The following is a 17,070-nucleotide window of genomic DNA, read 5'->3' as shown; positions in this document are numbered from 1 at the left end:
AATGTAATATCTGCAATTCACGATTCGCATCATTGATCAGCATGATATAGTCCAGCGCAGACATTTGAGACAACTGCTGTTGCAAGGTGCCACACAAATTAGAAATTATCCAGAACATTATAAATAATATATCGCACACACGAAGCACTGGGGGGGGGATCCTAAGCCCTTTCATCAAGATTCAAAATTGTGCTGGGACCTGATACACAAAATTAAAAGTACCACCGCTTGTCCTGCTATACACATACAGTTGTGTCACGGATCTTAAACGATTTTGCCGTAATTTTGCACAAACTTGATTTATATCCGTAATGTTCCTATATTGACTCCGTCGCTTCTTCTGGTTAGGTTGATAAATTGATGGGTGCATTTTCCACCGCTATAGAATAGTTGCAGGATTGGTTGGCCCCACTTCATCAGGTCGTTATAGTTGACACCCGTTTTTCGCTTTCTGGATACTCCGCCAGTTGTATAATATTGTGCTTGGTATGACCTGAAATCGTTCTCGATTTTGGTTTTATCCACTGCGCATGAATACAAATGCACTTCACGCACTTTTTCAATGCCAAGCGTTCCACAAAAACTTAGTGCTCGCAAAACACCGCCGCGAAATTGCTGCAAAACCTCACTCCATTTTTGACTGGTTAACGTAGTTTTCAATTCAACAATATGAAAGTCCGCCCACAAAACCCCGTCCTGCTGAAAAATGCACACAAAGATACCGTCAGGACATTTCGCATTCACTGTATATTGTAACCAGTGAGTTTTTTCGTGTTGCAATTGATAATACGCTTGATACATCCTATTAGAAAAATGAATATCTACCTCTGCCAAGCCATCTCCGGAGGTTTCTGTAACCATAAATTGATGATCTGTTGAATACATATAAAAATCGTTGCGAAGACGGTTCACATCATGTCCTAAAGTAAACATTTACACACCATCATTCTGTATTGTTACAGTATTTTCTATCAACTTATCCAAAGCATCGTTAAACGATTCGACTTCAAACCCATTTGCTCCAAGTGGTAATTCTGTAATTGTTGTTTCGGTCAATGAATTATCGAATTGGTACAGTTTAATATCACTCACTCTTATAGGCAGATCTTGCAACTCCCAACCAAGTTTTTGCAGCAGTTCTGTACGGTTTTCTTTTTGAGCCAATACCAGCATATTATTTACTACATTTACAATATTGTCGCTATGGGTGGTCATCCATATATTAAACCCCGCGTGCGTCAGCCTCATCAAGAGTCTCGCAACCTCCAGTTGAATATTGGGATGTAAATGTGATTCAATCTCTTCTATCAGCCACAAATCTGATTGTTTGGATGAAGTGAGGAATAAATATAATGGAGCAAGTTCAGCGATCAAAGAAGAAGTAATATGCAGTGGCAGACGTTTATCCTGATCAGAGATAAATTCGAATTGACCAAGATCCGTTTTTTGTACACTGCCTTTCATCAAATGAATTTCCATAAACTGAAGTAAGTCTTTATATTTCTCCTCATATTCTTCACTGCTTGTTAGTTTTACCAACCTCGTTAAATAGTTCTGAGTCGGCCAAGTCAGAGTGGTACCTTCTATAATTTCAGGTCGTTCAGCCGGTTGATCAGTTATAAATAATTCTTCTTTATTTGTTAGTAAGTTTCCGACAATTGCCTTATATGTTTGCATGAAGCCGGTACGGGAAGCGGGAAAATATAACGGCTGATTTGTATTTGGATTAAAGTTTCGCTGTTTGCCGAGATATCCATAATGAAACTGCATGAGAAAAAGCGTTTTAATGGCTTCACTCATAAGCAAATCTTTCATATGTTTGCCTTCCGGGTTCTCCCAGGAACCTTGTTTTAGATGCCCGCCAAGAGAATGGTACTGTTTGCCGTCAACGCTTATAATGTAGCGCAGTATTTTGTCATTTGATGTTTGATCGGGAATCTCCTCTTTCAATTCCCAACTGATCGTGATTGGCAAATAGGTTTCCCTTTCAATTTCCAGCATGTCAATATTTATGTCATGTCGGAAAATGGATTGAATTAATTCTTTTTTTCGTTCGTTTAATATCCGGTTCCATTCGTTAATGAAAGTTTTTTGAACTTCTTCATCTATTGTAACTTCGTATTGATCCATTCCCTTCATCGGTTCGATTTTCTGCTGAATCTTTGCAATAACTTCGGGTTGACTTAACGATGAAAGTTGTTCAGCCTTCATCATTAAACCCCAAAGTAACTCCATAATATAGCTTTTTCCACTGTTATTATGCCCGACAAACATCATGAAAGGACTGACCGTAATGGAGGTTTCTTTAATTTTACCAAATTCTTTTATTTTTAGTGTCCACTCATTGCGTACCATAAGGTTCTCTCCTTAGCATTCCATACTTGTATCTTCAGTATATAACAGGCAAAGGCAGGAATATACTTTAATCAATTATGCTTCTTTGTATTGTGTGAGTGCCTGGTATCTAATTGTGAATTGCTAGATAATGGAACATTCTTTCACTATATTTGTTGCACGGTGCCTGTGCGCCACATAATTTGTAAGCTATTCAGAATGTTTTTCAGGTTGTGCGGCACACAGGCGGGGGAGATGGGATACATCAGATTTAGGTAATGCAGAGGTGAAAGGGAAGGATAAGGAAGGGAAAGTCCCATGCCCTTTCACCACGATTCAGAATTGTGCCGGGACCTGGTATACAAAATTAAAGGGGATGACAAAAAGGAAAGAAGATTTCAACAAATTTAATTCGTTTTAAAATAGTGTTTAAATTGTTTGAGGATCTGGTACCTAACAATAGCCTGCTTCCTTGAAATAGTCGCTCAGGAAGACGGCTTGCCGGATCGATGAGCAGAACCCGATGGTGCGGCTTTGTTTGTGTTCTTTCCATACGCTCAGCACCGCTTCGGCATAGCTTTCGCACAATTGCAGCCGCAACAATTCTTCTTCATCATAGCGGTTGTTGCGCCATTTCAGTTCACTGTAGTCCGTTTCGTCCATCACTCCGTGTGTGGACCTGACTACTAATACTCTTGTCTACGCTAATTTGTTCGAATGATTATAGAAAGTTAAGAGAAATTCTTTTCCACTAAACGAATAAATTCTTTAGAAGGACCGCTTAATTCATTTTTATCATTGTAGGCTACAGCGAGTGTCCAATAAGCGTTGGGACAGTGATTAATATAACAAAAGTTAGGAATGATTTGATAGTTAAAAAGTGAAACATATGACTCTGGCACAAATGACACGCCTAAACCGGAAGCAACCAGACTAATTGCTGTTTGAACACTTTTGCTTATCAAAAATATATTAGGTTTAAGTTTTATTGTGCCAAGTATGTCATCAGATATCTGCCTTACTCTTTGAGAAGGGTGAGCCAAAATAAATTTCTCGTCTAATAAGTTAGATAACTCAATAAAAGGATATTTACTTCCCTCTTCATACTTAAATAATTCTTCCAAATGACTTCCCTTATGACATATTAGTAAAAAAGGATCCTTTTTTATAGGTAGATAAGTTATTTCATTCGTCTGTAATGGAGAATGTATCAATCCAATATCTACTTCTGCATTCATAATCTTCATTTCTATTTGTTTAGACGACCCCTCTTTAATTGATATCTCGATATTAGGATATTTTTTTTTGAATTCATGTAAGACAATCGGTAGTATCATTGAGCCAAGATGCACGGTTGTTCCAATACTTATATGACCTTTTCTCATTTGATCAATCTCAAGTAAATCATTCTCAAAATTTTTATACAAACTTGTTATCTTAATAGCTGTTTCTACATATTTATTACCTGCATAAGTCAAAAAAAGTCCTCTGGCTGTCCGATTGAAGAGCTTCGTGCCGCAATCCCTTTCTACGCGTAATAAACATTGGCTAAGTGATGGCTGAGAAATATACAGTTTCTCTGCTGCTTTCGATATACTTTTTTCTTCTGCTATTGCAATTATATAAATAAGTTCTTTCATTGTCATGGCTATTTTCTTCCTCATTCATGAATTTTCAATCATTTTTAAAAACATTATAACATAAATCCTATATCTTATATGCAAAATTGATATTAGACCTATAAGGAGGAGTTTGATATTATTTAACTATTAAGACAGCTGCTTATCAGGTTAACCTAGATTGAAAACATAGGAGCATTCACATGAAATTTACTCAAGATCAATTTTTCAAGACTTCCGACGGGGCATATATCTATTTTGAGGATATCGGAAAAGGCAAACCATTAATATTAATGCCTGGTTTTTTAGCTACCACTCTTTTCTTTAAAAGAAATGTAAGCGCTCTATCTAAGCATTATAGAATAATCACTTTTGACCCAAGAGGGCAAGGGCGTTCTTCAAAAAGTCAAGGTAATAACACTGTCATTCGAAACGCTCTTGACATTAAAGAATTAGTAGATCATTTGGGCTTGGAAGACGTAGTCATCGGTGGTTGGTCACTTGCCTCTTCTGTCGTTGTTAGTTATGCAAAAATCACAGATTCATATAAATTAAAAGGATTAATCTTAATTGATGGCTCATTGCATCCTTTTTCAGATCATCAATGGAATAAGCATCGCTCACGCTCTTACGATGTTGATAATTGGCTTCAGGTCTACATGCCACTTTATCATGAAGCTGATGCATTTTATAATAAATTTATTCAACGGATTTCCAATGGAGAAATGTCGGATGATGATCGTGACTGGATAATCAATGAGTTCAAGCTAACACCTCCTTGGACAGCCTTGGAACTGCACTATGACTTTTGTCAAACTGATAACTTCCGGACCCTTGCAAGCCTGTCTGTTCCTGTTTCAATATTTGGCGGTGATTCGAATGATTATGGCTTGGATATGGTTGACGCTTATGCAAAAGAAATTAAAGGATATTCAGAAATAAACAAGTTTTATAAGAGTGGTCACATGATGTTTTATTATGAAGCAGATAAATTTAATTCGTGTGTTGTGTTGTTTATGGAAAAAGTACATGATAAATATAGACTTCAAAAATTAAAAGGTGGGGAATTATAATGAAAAGATTTCTAATGTTTCTTTCTTGTATGATGGTTTTTGGTATGTTGGCTGGTTGCGCAGGGGATAATGGGAAAGAAAATGGAAGTAAGGGTGAGAAGAAAGTAATCAAGTTGGGGCATATCGATCCGGCTCAGGATACGGATCCATATCATGTGCTTGCATCAAATTTTAAAAAGTATGTAGAAGAATCTACTGATGGCTCAATTGAAGTTGATATCATTAGCGATGCCCAGCTTGGCAGTGAAATCTCTATGATAGAAGGAATGAAAATCCAAACGATTGATGCGGCAGTAATCACAAATTTTAGCTTCGGATCATTTAATCCGAAATTCATGGCATTTGATTTACCTTATTTATTTGATACTAAGGAGGAAGCTTACAACGTACTAGATGATCAAGATATCATGGGCGATCTTGAGGATGATTTATATGATCAATATGATGTGAAAATCTTGTCTTGGGGAGAGGGAGGATTTAGAAGCGTCATTAATTCTATTCGTCCTATTAAGTCTGTATCTGATCTAAAGGGCATTAAAATCAGAGTTCCTGAAAATCCTTTATATGTAGACACATTCAAAGCATTAGGAGCAAATCCTACAACTATGGCTTCAAATGAGGTGTTTACAGGATTACAACAAGGAACAATTGATGGGCTCGAACAGCCAATCACGCCTATGTATACTTATAAAACGTATGAAGTAAGTAAATATATTTCTCTAACTGATCACTTTTATTCTCCTATTTCCCTTAGTGTTTCGAGAAGCATATGGGAAAGTCTTGACGAAGAAGAGCGCACACTGGTAGAAGATGCTGCTAAGAAGGCGGCGACTGATGAGCGGGTCTCTTCTCAGGAGGTTAATGAACAACTTCTTAAGGAAATGGAAGAAAGCGGTGCTATGGTAAACGACATCGATGATAAAACTCCTTTCCGGGAGTCTGTGCAATCCGTTTATGATAAGTATAAAGAGCAAATCGGAGAAGATCTGATGAAGAAGATCGAATCTAAATTATCTAAATAACAATTTAGAAGACATGGCAGGTGCAAATGCAGGAAATGAAATAACTGCTCTTTTTGCATCTGTCTTACTTTTAATACGAGGAGTAATTAATATGAACAATATCGTGTCTAACATCAATAAGTTCATAAATACTATTTTTATTGTGTTTTCTTTGTTATTCTTGGCAGTTTTAACTGGCTCGATAGCTGTTCAAGTATATACGCGCTATATCTTGGGTGCTTCGATGACTGGCACTGAAGAGCTGGCTAGATACAGCTTTATTTGGTTAACTATGTTAGGTGCAAGTATTTGTATCAATGAAAACGCCCATGCTACCGTGACTTTATTGAATGACAAGCTAACCGGCAACCTTAAAAGGATTCATAATCTAACTTGTGATGCCATGGTGATGATTGCTGTAGTGGTATTATTCATTTATGGTTTAAAAATGGTTTTTCTTACGACCAATCAGCTGACACCTAGCCTGCAAATCCCTATGGCTATTGTCTATTTGTCTTTACCTGTAGGCGCTTTTGGAATGATAATCGGCACATTCCATAACTTTCTTAAACATTACAAAGCAACAGCGAAAGGAGAAAACGAATAATGGAAGCGATTCTACTTTTGGGCACGATGCTTTTATTATTAGCGTTTGGTGTTCCGATCGCATTTGTCATAGGTTTGTCTAGTATTACCTTCTTGTTGATTACAGATATGAGCCCTCTCATTTTAATTTCTCAAAGGACAGTCTTGGGAATAGATAGTTTTCCTTTACTGGCTATCCCTCTTTTCATTTTTGCAGGATATTTAATGGAGACTGGTGGGCTTTCCAAAAGATTGGTATTATGTATTGAAAAGATATTAGGCGGTATACCAGGAGGCGTAGGGACGGTTACAATCATTTGCTGTGCTATATTTGCAGCTTTGACTGGTTCAGGTCCTGCAACAGTCGCAGCAATAGGGGCCATCATGCTTCCCTCCTTGCTAAATAATGGGTATTCAAAAGCTCAAGCTTCAGGTATTCTCGCTTCGGCAGGATCATTGGGCCCTGTCATCCCGCCAAGTATAGCGATGATTGTCTATGGAAGCACGATGAACACATCCATTCCAGAAATGTTTATTGCGGCAATTATACCCGGAGTGTTGTTAACGGTTTCTTTTATAGTTGTGAATCTATTAGTGAATCGTAAAATAAAAACACAAATTCAAACAGTAGGCAGCAGCTCTCCTAGAGATGTTTTAATTTCTATTCGGAATGCGTTTCCTGTTTTGCTTCTCCCTGTTATTGTTCTTGGAGGTATTTACAAAGGTATTTTCACTCCAACTGAAGCTGCTGTGGTAGCTGTAGTGTACAGTCTCCTTTTAAGTATCGTATATAAGGAATTCAATTTTCAAAACTTGATTGATTCTATGAAAAAGACGACTGTCACATCAGGTATGGTAATGTTCATAATGGCGATGTCTGCAAATTTCGGTTGGATATTGTCAGCCGCCAAGATCCCTACTTCAATAGCAGATTCTTTGTTACCTTTTTTGGCAAACAAATATATATATATCATTCTGTTATTAGCGATTCTGTTTATTGCTGGATGCTTTATGGAGGTATTGGCTTTAATTGTCATACTCGGACCGATACTCATACCGATCGGTGTTCAACTAGGAATGGATCCACTTCATCTAGGTGTCACTTTTTGTATCGCACTTGTTACCGGATTGATTACTCCACCATTTGGCATAAACCTTTTTACAACAGCTGCTGTTGCGAAAACTTCATTTACAGAAGTCGTTAAAGGAGTTTTACCTTACATGATTGCTGCCTTTGTAACCATTGTAATATTAGCATTTGTCCCTTGGTTCACATTATGGCTACCTAGTTTGATGCCACAATAAAAACGGATTTTATTATACACCAATTTCGTCAAAATATATAAAAAGGAAGGTAACCGAATTGAAGGAATTATTAAAAGGTGTCATAGACATGCATGTTCATTCAAAGCCTGACATAGCGGAACGAGCTTATTCCGATATAGATCTCATGAATGCAGGTATTAGGGTGGGGGCGAGAGCGATAGTGATTAAAAATCACTTTGGGACAAGCATGAATAGAGCCTACTTATTAAACGAAATGAAAGTACGAGAAAAATGTAATAAGACAGACTTAACAATGTTTGGGAGTATTACATTAAATAAAGCAATTGGTGGTTTGAATCCTTTTGCGGTCGAGGCGGGCTTAAAGATGGGAGCTAAAATTGTTTGGCTTCCAACAATCCATGCAAGAAATCACATGGAAAAGTTAGGTCAAGAAGAAGATGGCATAATTTGTGTCCAAAATAATAAGGTAGTCAAGGAATTGGAATATATTTTGCGATTAATTAAAGAATATGATGCGGTACTAGCTACAGGTCATCTTTCTCCTGAAGAGATTTTTACGGTTGTCAAGGAAGCTAAAAGGTTGGGAATTGATAAAATAGTAGTAACACATCCTGAATTTTGGATTGTGGGTATGTCAATGCAAGAACAGATGGAGATCACCCAAAAATATAATGTATTTCTAGAACTCTGCTATGCACAACCAATGCCTGATAAAAGTTTCAAAAAAAACCTTCAAGGAAATCTAGAAATAATTAAAAATGTAGGATATCAAAATGTGTTAGTGTCGACGGATGGAGGACAAGTTGAAAATCCATTTTGGGAAGATGCTTTGGAAGAATATATTACCTTTTTAATGGATAATGAAATTCCTTTGAAGCATATTACTTATATGACACGAGAACTGCCATCACGTTTATTAAACTTAATCTGAATTAAAGTTATTTTTACAGAAATCAGGAGAAGCCAGAGATGCTTTTATGGATAACTGATGAATAAATACCTATTAGACAGTAGGGGATAGTTCCAGCATGTATACAGAATGGTATGCCTTAGCAGTATCTGAATTACATCAGGACCTATCATCTAATACTTTTTGATTATAAAACATTAAAAGCACCTTTTTGTAGAAGGTGCTCTTCTCTGTGCAGATTTTTATTTAGTTGTCTGTAAATAATTCTAAATACCTTTCGGCGAGAGACATAGCATACTACAGTGCCAACTTGCTCGGAAATCCAGGATGTTTTTTAAAAGGTGATCAGAAATCCCGTTAGTATAGGAAACGGTTATTTAGACTCCAGCTTTAAAGAGGCAGGTGCAATGGCAGAAACGTTGATATCAATACGCTTGATCAACTTTGGAATCTCTTGATTGGCAGGGAAGGGTACCCCATTTTCCTGCGCTTTTTAACACGAAATAAATCATGTGAGTGCGCTGCTTACATACTACGAATTCGACCTCCTGCTAGTGAATTCATGTCCTGATTATTTCTTAGTATTTCTTCTTTCAAAATACCACCCTAACCGATACTCACAAATCCCCTCAATCCACTCAAACGAAATCTCTTCATGTTGCTCAATCACATCTATCTGCAGCACAAACACCCCATCCTCAAACAAAATCTTCCCCTTAGAAGACCCGCTCCACTTCGTCATCGGCATATCCCTAATCAATTTCGCAACCTTATCCTCATCATACACACGCAGCGCCTGCCCGCGTTTATCCGCCAGATCAGCATCTCTTCTATAAGGCTTTTCCATCAAATAAGCATGGAAAAACGGCGCAGCTTCACTCGGCGTAACCGGCTTATACCAATCCCTAGCTCCCCGCGACAGCATATACTTCAGCAAAACCATCTTATAACTCTTCGTCATACCCGTACGGTTCACTTCAATCAGCCAGTCCCTGTGCGCAGCAAGCACGTCCTTCTCCAGCTCACTCAATTCCCCCGCATGCTCCAGCATCACTGGATACGTCCCGAACTTCTGCTGAATCGCTTTCGAATCTACCTTCCCTTTCAAATGAAACTCCAAATAAGTCGGGCGCCGGCCAAGTTCTTCTTTGAGCTCAAAATACGCATTGATCAATCGCTGCTGGATTGGTTCGTTCTGTTTCATGGCTTCTAACAGGTTGATAACAGCTGTATCGAAATGAAATTCGAAAAAGTCTGGCTCCGTGAACGAGTCGCTGCTAATTCTCGCAGGGAGTTCATGGTCTTCCGTAAATACCTGGTACTTCTTCCGTGCATTGCGGTAATTCCCGATGAGGTCGATGATGACGCAATGCGATTTGCCGTCGGCTATGCGCAATCCTCGTCCAATTTGCTGGGTGAAGACGGTGAGTGATTCGGTCGGCCGCGCGAACAGCAGGGTGTCGACGGACGGGATATCGATTCCTTCATTAAATAGGTCGACGGTGAAGATGATATCGAGCTCGCCTGATTCAAGTTTTTCTTTTGCTGTCGTTCTCGTATGGCGGTCGATCGTGCCATGAAGTGCGAGTGAACGATAGCCTGCTTCCTTGAAATAGTCACTCAGGAAGACGGCTTGCCGAATCGATGAGCAGAACCCGATCGTGCGGCTTTGTTTATGTTCCTTCCATGCATTCAGCACCGCTTCGGCATAGCTTTCGCGCAATTGCAGCCGCAGCAGTTCTTCTTCATCATAGCGGTTGTTGCGCCACTTCAGCTGGCTGTAGTCTGTTTCGTCCAGCACTCCGTGATAAATGAAAGGGGAGAGCCAGTTCTTGCGGATGGCATCGAGAAAATGAATGGAGATGGCTTCGTTGCCGTCGCACAGGCTGTAGACGTCCTTATTGTCGAGACGGTCGGGCGTGGCGGTCAGGCCGAGCAGGAATTTTGGTTTGAAGTAATTCAGTACTCGCTCGTAGGTCGCCGCAGCTGCGTGATGGAATTCATCCACAACGATCAGATCAAAAGCGGTCGGTGAAAATTTTTGCAGATGATAGTTCCTGGCCAGTGTCTGAATCGATGCGAAAACAAAATCCGTGTCATTCACTTTCTGATGGCCATTATAAATACCGCTCGTCCTGTCAGGGAAGACCTGTGCGAATGACTGCTGTGCCTGCGTCAGCAACTCTTCACGGTGGGCGATGAACAGGACGCGCTGATAGTTCTCCGCGAAGAACGCGGCGAGATACGTCTTGCCGAGTCCTGTCGCAAGGACCGCCAATGCTTTTTCGTAACCCGCGCTGACTGTGTCGTGCAGGGCATCGAGCGCCAGCTGCTGTGCGGGGCGCGGCTCCAGAACTGCGGATGCATACGTTTCATTGGGATCGGCTATCTGCTGTTCCGTTGCGCCGAATGTCATTTCGATTTCTGTTTTCGGATCGAATGCCGCACTGAACGGCAGACTCCGGTTCATATCCTCGTAGCGCTGCCGGTATTTTTCAATCTGTTCCAAATGGACAAGCACGGTGTTCGGTGACAGGAACAGCTTCATGAATTCATCTGCGGCTGTTTCGAAAATCTCGTCATCGACGGTCGAAGGGGCGTACAGATTCCATTCAATGCCGGAGGTCAATGCGGATTTCGACAAATTGGACGAGCCGATGATGACCGTTGCGCGCTCAGCAGATTTAAACAAATAGGCTTTCGGATGGAAAGATGTGCCGCCGCTTTCGATCATACGGAGTTCAGCACCCGGCAGTTCCTCAAACAATAAGGCAAGCGCGTCCGGCTGCGTGATCGACAGATAGTCGCCTGTCAGGATCTTGATCTCAGCGCCGCGCATGGAGGCTTCCTTCAACACGGGCAGCACTTCTTTGACGCCTGATTCCATTAGAAAAGCGGTCATCCAGTAGATCGTGTCGGCTTCAGCCGTCAGCTTTTTCAAGTCCTCCAGCAAGTTCCGCGTCAGCAGGCGCAGTCTAGTCATCCAGTACTTCTTCTAAAAAGATTCTTTCATTAAAAGCTCCGCGCTTTTCAGCTTTCTCTTTCCGGACATGTTCGAGTTCCTCCACCGTCACGCCATGGAACCGGGCAGCTGCATGGATCAATTCCAGCAGGTCCGACAGTTCTTCCACGTGCTCCTCTGCCGTATTGGCTTCTTCGTACTCCTTCAGCTCCTCGTACATCTTCCTGTTCACTTCCGCTATGTAGGCTGATTCATCCAATATGCGCGTCACGCAGGTCTTTCCGTCACGCCCGATGATATCGGGAATGAAATCGCGGACCAGTTTATTGTAGACTGGCATATACATCCTCTCCATTCATTCTTATTTCCTGTATTCTACCATAGAGCCGTTGGATGTGTATTTACTGATTGAACCAATGAAAAGTCCCATATTGTCGAATAATGCTGTTGTACAGTAGGAAAATATGAAAATTCATTGACTGTCATAGAAAAATAGTAAATAATGAAGAGAAACTAAACTTTTTTATCATTATACAATAATAGGTATTTTAGATTACCTTGTAGAGTATATTTCCCTTTTGTCACGGGTTTTGGGAGGTGGGCGGATTGTTTACACCACCAGACTACCAGCAATACACGGAAGTAGCGGGGACTTATTCGTTGAACGTGATCCTGCTCTCCTTTCTCATCCTCGGCTTTGCTTCCTATACGACGATCGCGCTCTATGACCGCATGCAGCAGGCGAGTTTCTTCAGGCGCGAAGTGTGGCTTGTGCTCGCTTCGCTGGCATTTGGTTTCGGCATCTGGGCGACGCATTTCGTGTCGATGAACTCGCTGCTGTTTCCGATTGAAATGCATGTCGATTATCCAATCAGTTTCCTTTCGATGCTTCCTGCGATCATTGCTTCCTTCCTGGCCTTCCAGCTCGTACAGGGACCGATGAAACCCTGCTGGCGTCATGCAATCGGTGCGGCGCTGCTTGCAGAGGGGATGACGGCCATGCATGTCATTGGCATGGAATCGATGAAGATGGATGCAATCTATCGCTATGATTGGAAGCTGATGGTGGCCGCGAATATTATCGGCGGCTTGTTTGCCTATTTCACGCTGCGTCTGATCAGCAACCCGAACCGCTCCAGAGCGAATCGGGGGCTTGCGGTGATCTTCCTGACGATTGGTCCTGCCCTGATGCATTATATCGGGCTGTTCAGCATGACGTATTTTGTGGAAATCGGACAGCCCCTGGCGGATGAACCGATCTCCCATATGCATTTCCTGAATGCCGTCATTGGCATCGGGGTCGGTCTGTTGCTGGTCGGTATGCTGCTGACGACCTATATCGATGGGTATGTGGACCATTGGCTGAAGTATTTTGACGTATTGACGAAGTTGCCGAACCGGCGGAATTGGGAACGGCAGCTGTCGGATGAAACAGCGATCGGTGATTTGGCCATCTGGAATTTCCCGGATCTGCAGCGGGTCAATCAGCTCTACGGCTACGAAGCGGGGGACAAAATCCTTCAGCAAATCGGGGAGCTGTTGGCAAAATGGAAACCGAAGTTTGCGCAGCTTTACCGGGTCAGCGGAAATCGCTACTTATTCTATGTTACACAGGCCGGCCGTTCCGCTGACTTCTACAAAAGCCTGGTCATCATCCAGCGCGAAATCGATCAGCTGCTGCCCATCAAAAGGCAGGAGATGCGCTATACCTGCGCCCTCTCGAAAGCGGATCAGCGTAAAACGAAGAAGCAGCTGTACAAAGAAGCGCTGATGGTCGTTGAGCAGGCATCCATGACTCGCAATTGGGGCTTGATCACATTCGATCCTGCTGTTTATGGAACGTCCTATGAACAGGAAGTGTTGCGCGACATTTCGAAAGCGATGGATGAAAAGCATCTGTACCTGGCCTATCAGCCGAAAATTGCGGGCCGGACGGAATCATTCATTGGCGTAGAAGCCCTGCTCAGATGGGATCATCCGGAAATCGGTCCGATCTCACCCGCTGTCTTCGTACCGTTCCTCGAACAGGACGGCCGCATGGGTGAGGTGACGGACTGGATCATCCGCGAAGTGTGCAGGCAGATTCATCGCTGGGACAGGCAAGGGGTCGATGTGCCGCAAGTAGCGATCAATATTCCGGGCGAATATATGACGGAGCCGCATTTGCTTGATGTCCTATGGAAAGAAACGAATTCCTACAGCATCGATCCGGGCCGTATCGAACTGGAGATCACAGAGACGAGTACAGCGAAATCGATTGCGCTCGCGACGGCTGCGACGAAACGTTTCAAGCGCTACGGGTTTGCGGTGGCGCTCGATGATTTCGGAACCGGGGTTTCTTCGCTGTCCTATCTGCAGCAGCTGCCGATCACGACACTTAAGATTGATAAGTCGTTCACCGATGTTGTGCCGGCCTCGCCGAAAGAGTGCGCGGTGCTGAACGCCATCCTCGCAATCGGACTGTCGATGGAACTGCAGATCATCATCGAAGGCGTGGAGACGAAAGAGCAGGTCGATTTCTTGCTGGACCTTCAGCCGGACTTGATATTCCAAGGTTTCTACTATGCAAGACCGATGGCCAGTGAACAGCTGATCGAGTGGATCGCAGAAGCGCAGAAATCCCACGGGCTGGTGAAAATCGACAAATCATGAGATAAATGAAACAGCCGCCAGATTTCTCTTTATTGTCATAGATTGATTGGTTGTCTGTATGGTATAGTAGTCCTATAGCGTCAAAAGAATTTTGCTACTATTAATTTTGAATAGATAGATAGACCATATCGTCTGAGAGGGTGGAAGAAGTTGGCGAACGATTCAGGTATTTTATTGGAAAGTGGTACGAATGAACTGGAGATTGTCGGGTTTGAAATGGGAGGCAATCGTTACGGGATCAACGTCATCAAAGTGAAAGAAATCATCATGCCGTTACCGATTACGCCGATTCCCCATGCGCATTTTGCAGTGGAGGGAATCATTCAATTACGCGGCGAAGTGCTGCCGGTTGTGAGTATGGAAAAAATCTTGGGGATGACGCCTTCAGCGAATCCACAGGATGAAAAATATATTGTGGCTTCATTCAATAAACAGACGGTCGTCTTCAAAGTGCACAACGTCACGCAGATTCACCGGATTTCCTGGAACCAGATCGAGAAGCCTTCAGGGATTTACGCAGCAGAAAATTCCCAAGTCATCGGCGTCATCAAATTGGACGGCGAAATGCTGCTGCTGCTCGATTTCGAGAAAATCATCCTGGATATCAATCCGGAAGGCGGCATCAATGTCGAGCAAGTGAAGAAACTCGGTAAGCGCGAGCGTTCCGATAAACGCCTGCTGATCGCGGAAGATTCCCCTTTATTGCGTAAGTTATTGAATGATACGCTTACGGAAGCGGGCTACGGCAATCTGGATTTCTACGAGAACGGGAAAGATGCGTATGATTATCTGGAAAGTATTGCGAATGAAGGGATCGACGTCAAGAAGGAAGTGCAGCTCGTCATCACGGATATAGAAATGCCGCAGATGGACGGCCACCACTTCACGAAGAGAATCCGTGAAAATCCGAAGCTTCAGGCATTGCCGATCATTATTTTCTCTTCTCTTATCACAGACGACCTGAAGCATAAAGGTCTCAGTGTCGGGGCGGACGATCAGGTAAGTAAACCGGAAATCGCGGAGCTTGTGCTGAAGATCGATAAGTTTATATTGTAAGACGAAAACGCCAATCCACGCCGGATTGGCGTTTTTGTGCGCTGTCTTCGCATTTTGCTGTGGACATGTTAAAATGGTTGAAAGGTTGGAAAGTTCTGTTATTGGTTTTTATTTGAACAGGTGACCTATATCATTGGCAGGAGGGATCGGTACGTAAGATGACTGCTAAAACAAAGGAATACCTGCATGCCGGTATCATGGTGATTGTCATTGTCGCGGTGTTGTTCATTTTTGATTTGCCTAAAACGCCTCTTCTTACGCTCATTATCCTGCTTCCTCTTATGATGATTATGCAGGTGCTTTTTCCCCGTAAGAAGAAAGTGGGGAAGAAAAGGGAGTTCATAGTCAATATCGTGCTTTTTGCTGTGTTTTGTCTGGTGATTTATGTATTTGACCTGCCGTTGATGTTATATGCCGTGATGGCGATTTTATTCCTTTCTAATATTTTATTGGCGCAGTGGCTGGGTGAAGATTAGGTTTTGGATGTCTTGTGAAAAATTGATGGAGGGGATTGTCATGGCGACAATAGAAGACTTTTTGCAATTGGATATGCGTGTAGGAACGGTGGTGAAAGCGGAACCGTTCCCTGAAGCGCGGAAGCCCGCAATTAAATTGGAGATCGATTTTGGTGAATTGGGCATTAAACAGTCGTCCGCTCAAATTACGAAACGATATGTGCCTGAAGAACTGATCGGAACGCAAGTGGTGGCGGTGGTGAATTTTCCGCCGAGACGGATTGCGGGATTCAAATCGGAAGTGTTGGTGATGGGCGGTATGCCGGGAGAAGATGACGTGGTGCTGTTGAGACCGGATCAGCCGGTGAAGAATGGGACGCCGGTTGCTTAAATGAAATGGGATAAAAATTACGGGAAGAAGTGATCAAATGGAACAGCGGCTCAATGAATATGGTCAGCCAGTAGGAGACGTTTTGAAGGACTGGGAAAAAAGAGAGTTTCCCAGCGATATGCACTACACAGGGAACTACGCGGTTGTCACTCGGCTGACCCCGGAGCATACAGAAGCGCTGTATGAAGCATATACAAATTCCGACCCTGCCAATTGGACCTATTTATCCGACGGGCCGCCTCAGGAGTATGCGGCATTCGAACAGAATATCTTATCGAAAATCGCAAGCGCAACCAATGTTTTTTATGCAGTTCTGGATAAAGAGACAAACAAGCCGCTCGGCATCTTCAGTTTAATGCGGATTGATCAGGCGAATGGTGTCATTGAAGTCGGAAGCGTGAATTTCTCAGATGCGTTGCGGAGAACAAGGATCTCGACGGAAGCACATGTTTTATTGGCTTCGTATGTATTTGACGAATTACAGTACCGGCGCTATGAGTGGAAATGCGATTCCTTGAATGCTCCTTCTATTCGAACTGCGAAACGGCTTGGTTTTACCTATGAAGGGACGTTTCGGCATGCTGTAATTTATAAAGGACGTTCGCGGGACACGGCTTGGTTTTCCATGCTGCAGGAGGAATGGCCGGACCGGAAGCGGGCGTTCGACAGGTGGCTGGCGGATGAGAACTTTGATGAGGACGGGGTGCAGATGGAGCGGCTGGAAGTGTTTGGATATGTTGAATGA

At 42.6% G+C, this 17,070-nt stretch carries 16 protein-coding genes; 10 read left to right on the top strand and 6 right to left on the bottom strand.

The features are described from left to right. Positions 1-300: 300 nt before the first annotated feature. From NCCP2331_RS06655 to NCCP2331_RS06640, 4 genes are all read right to left on the bottom strand, one after another. Positions 301-933 (bottom strand): hypothetical protein, encoded by a 633-nt coding sequence (locus NCCP2331_RS06655; RefSeq protein WP_251669486.1) that lies wholly within the window; start codon positions 931-933, stop codon positions 301-303. Next, positions 934-2,355, bottom strand: coding sequence for an AAA family ATPase (locus NCCP2331_RS06650; protein WP_251669485.1), 1,422 nt, complete (start codon positions 2,353-2,355; stop codon positions 934-936). Between the two features lie 432 nt (positions 2,356-2,787). Beyond that, on the bottom strand, positions 2,788-2,997 hold the full coding sequence (locus NCCP2331_RS06645) for a hypothetical protein (protein WP_251669484.1): 210 nt from the start codon (positions 2,995-2,997) through the stop codon (positions 2,788-2,790). Between the two features lie 68 nt (positions 2,998-3,065). After that, positions 3,066-3,980: a LysR family transcriptional regulator gene (locus NCCP2331_RS06640; protein ID WP_251669483.1), complete on the bottom strand. Its 915-nt coding sequence runs from the start codon at positions 3,978-3,980 to the stop codon at positions 3,066-3,068. A gap of 176 nt (positions 3,981-4,156) precedes the next feature. Between NCCP2331_RS06640 and NCCP2331_RS06635 the strand changes: the two genes are divergently transcribed. The 5 genes from NCCP2331_RS06635 to NCCP2331_RS06615 all read left to right on the top strand — a co-directional run bounded on the left by NCCP2331_RS06635 (position 4,157) and on the right by NCCP2331_RS06615 (position 8,830). Next, positions 4,157-5,026: an alpha/beta fold hydrolase gene (locus tag NCCP2331_RS06635; RefSeq protein ID WP_251669482.1), complete on the top strand. Its 870-nt coding sequence runs from the start codon at positions 4,157-4,159 to the stop codon at positions 5,024-5,026. Further along, positions 5,026-6,048: a TRAP transporter substrate-binding protein gene (locus tag NCCP2331_RS06630; protein WP_251669480.1), complete on the top strand. Its 1,023-nt coding sequence runs from the start codon at positions 5,026-5,028 to the stop codon at positions 6,046-6,048. The genes NCCP2331_RS06635 and NCCP2331_RS06630 overlap by 1 nt, the downstream gene beginning before the upstream one ends. 91 nt (positions 6,049-6,139) lie before the next feature. Further along, positions 6,140-6,634, top strand: a complete 495-nt coding sequence (locus tag NCCP2331_RS06625; protein WP_251669478.1) for a TRAP transporter small permease — start codon at positions 6,140-6,142, stop codon at positions 6,632-6,634. Continuing rightward, the gene (locus tag NCCP2331_RS06620) at positions 6,634-7,917 is read left to right on the top strand and encodes a TRAP transporter large permease (protein WP_251669476.1); all 1,284 of its coding nucleotides are present in this window, start codon (positions 6,634-6,636) and stop codon (positions 7,915-7,917) included. Before NCCP2331_RS06625 ends, NCCP2331_RS06620 begins: the two co-directional genes overlap by 1 nt. 58 nt (positions 7,918-7,975) lie before the next feature. Continuing rightward, the gene (locus NCCP2331_RS06615; protein WP_251669473.1) at positions 7,976-8,830 is read left to right on the top strand and encodes a DUF6282 family protein; all 855 of its coding nucleotides are present in this window, start codon (positions 7,976-7,978) and stop codon (positions 8,828-8,830) included. A 550-nt stretch (positions 8,831-9,380) separates the two neighbouring features. Here the strand turns inward: NCCP2331_RS06615 and NCCP2331_RS06610 are convergent. Together NCCP2331_RS06610 and NCCP2331_RS06605 are read right to left on the bottom strand one after the other, a co-directional pair. Then, on the bottom strand, positions 9,381-11,792 hold the full coding sequence (locus NCCP2331_RS06610; RefSeq protein ID WP_251669471.1) for a DEAD/DEAH box helicase family protein: 2,412 nt from the start codon (positions 11,790-11,792) through the stop codon (positions 9,381-9,383). Then, positions 11,785-12,111, bottom strand: coding sequence for a nucleoside triphosphate pyrophosphohydrolase (locus tag NCCP2331_RS06605; protein ID WP_251669469.1), 327 nt, complete (start codon positions 12,109-12,111; stop codon positions 11,785-11,787). The genes NCCP2331_RS06610 and NCCP2331_RS06605 overlap by 8 nt, the downstream gene beginning before the upstream one ends. 266 nt (positions 12,112-12,377) lie before the next feature. On the opposite strand from NCCP2331_RS06605, the gene NCCP2331_RS06600 reads away from it, so the two are divergent. The 5 genes from NCCP2331_RS06600 (at position 12,378) to NCCP2331_RS06580 (ending at position 17,070) form a co-directional block, all read left to right on the top strand. Then, a complete protein-coding gene (locus tag NCCP2331_RS06600) occupies positions 12,378-14,423 on the top strand; it encodes a sensor domain-containing diguanylate cyclase (protein WP_251669467.1) in 2,046 nt (681 codons plus the stop codon). 150 nt (positions 14,424-14,573) lie between these two features. Further along, entirely contained in the window at positions 14,574-15,479 is a 906-nt protein-coding gene (locus NCCP2331_RS06595; RefSeq protein WP_251669465.1) for a chemotaxis protein, read from the top strand. A gap of 158 nt (positions 15,480-15,637) precedes the next feature. Next, the gene (locus NCCP2331_RS06590; RefSeq protein ID WP_251669462.1) at positions 15,638-15,955 is read left to right on the top strand and encodes a hypothetical protein; all 318 of its coding nucleotides are present in this window, start codon (positions 15,638-15,640) and stop codon (positions 15,953-15,955) included. Positions 15,956-15,995: 40 nt separating this feature from the next. Continuing rightward, positions 15,996-16,325, top strand: a complete 330-nt coding sequence (gene csaA / locus NCCP2331_RS06585) for a chaperone CsaA (protein WP_251669460.1) — start codon at positions 15,996-15,998, stop codon at positions 16,323-16,325. Between the two features lie 37 nt (positions 16,326-16,362). Continuing rightward, a complete protein-coding gene (locus tag NCCP2331_RS06580) occupies positions 16,363-17,070 on the top strand; it encodes a GNAT family N-acetyltransferase (RefSeq protein ID WP_251669458.1) in 708 nt (235 codons plus the stop codon).

It is taken from the genome of Sporosarcina sp. NCCP-2331 (assembly GCF_023707945.1).
GTDB classification, from domain to species: Bacteria; Bacillota; Bacilli; order Bacillales_A; family Planococcaceae; genus Sporosarcina; species Sporosarcina cascadiensis.
This window is presented reverse-complemented; position numbering and strand designations above follow the sequence as displayed.

Coding starts and splice junctions, on each gene's coding strand:
- NCCP2331_RS06655 (WP_251669486.1), bottom strand. CDS start 933: ATGTTTACTTTAGGACATGATGTGAACCGTCTTCGCAACGATTTTTAT.
- NCCP2331_RS06650 (WP_251669485.1), bottom strand. CDS start 2,355: ATGGTACGCAATGAGTGGACACTAAAAATAAAAGAATTTGGTAAAATT.
- NCCP2331_RS06645 (WP_251669484.1), bottom strand. CDS start 2,997: ATGGACGAAACGGACTACAGTGAACTGAAATGGCGCAACAACCGCTAT.
- NCCP2331_RS06640 (WP_251669483.1), bottom strand. CDS start 3,980: ATGACAATGAAAGAACTTATTTATATAATTGCAATAGCAGAAGAAAAA.
- NCCP2331_RS06635 (WP_251669482.1), top strand. CDS start 4,157: ATGAAATTTACTCAAGATCAATTTTTCAAGACTTCCGACGGGGCATAT.
- NCCP2331_RS06630 (WP_251669480.1), top strand. CDS start 5,026: ATGAAAAGATTTCTAATGTTTCTTTCTTGTATGATGGTTTTTGGTATG.
- NCCP2331_RS06625 (WP_251669478.1), top strand. CDS start 6,140: ATGAACAATATCGTGTCTAACATCAATAAGTTCATAAATACTATTTTT.
- NCCP2331_RS06620 (WP_251669476.1), top strand. CDS start 6,634: ATGGAAGCGATTCTACTTTTGGGCACGATGCTTTTATTATTAGCGTTT.
- NCCP2331_RS06610 (WP_251669471.1), bottom strand. CDS start 11,792: ATGACTAGACTGCGCCTGCTGACGCGGAACTTGCTGGAGGACTTGAAA.
- NCCP2331_RS06605 (WP_251669469.1), bottom strand. CDS start 12,111: ATGCCAGTCTACAATAAACTGGTCCGCGATTTCATTCCCGATATCATC.
- NCCP2331_RS06590 (WP_251669462.1), top strand. CDS start 15,638: ATGACTGCTAAAACAAAGGAATACCTGCATGCCGGTATCATGGTGATT.
- csaA (WP_251669460.1), top strand. CDS start 15,996: ATGGCGACAATAGAAGACTTTTTGCAATTGGATATGCGTGTAGGAACG.
- NCCP2331_RS06580 (WP_251669458.1), top strand. CDS start 16,363: ATGGAACAGCGGCTCAATGAATATGGTCAGCCAGTAGGAGACGTTTTG.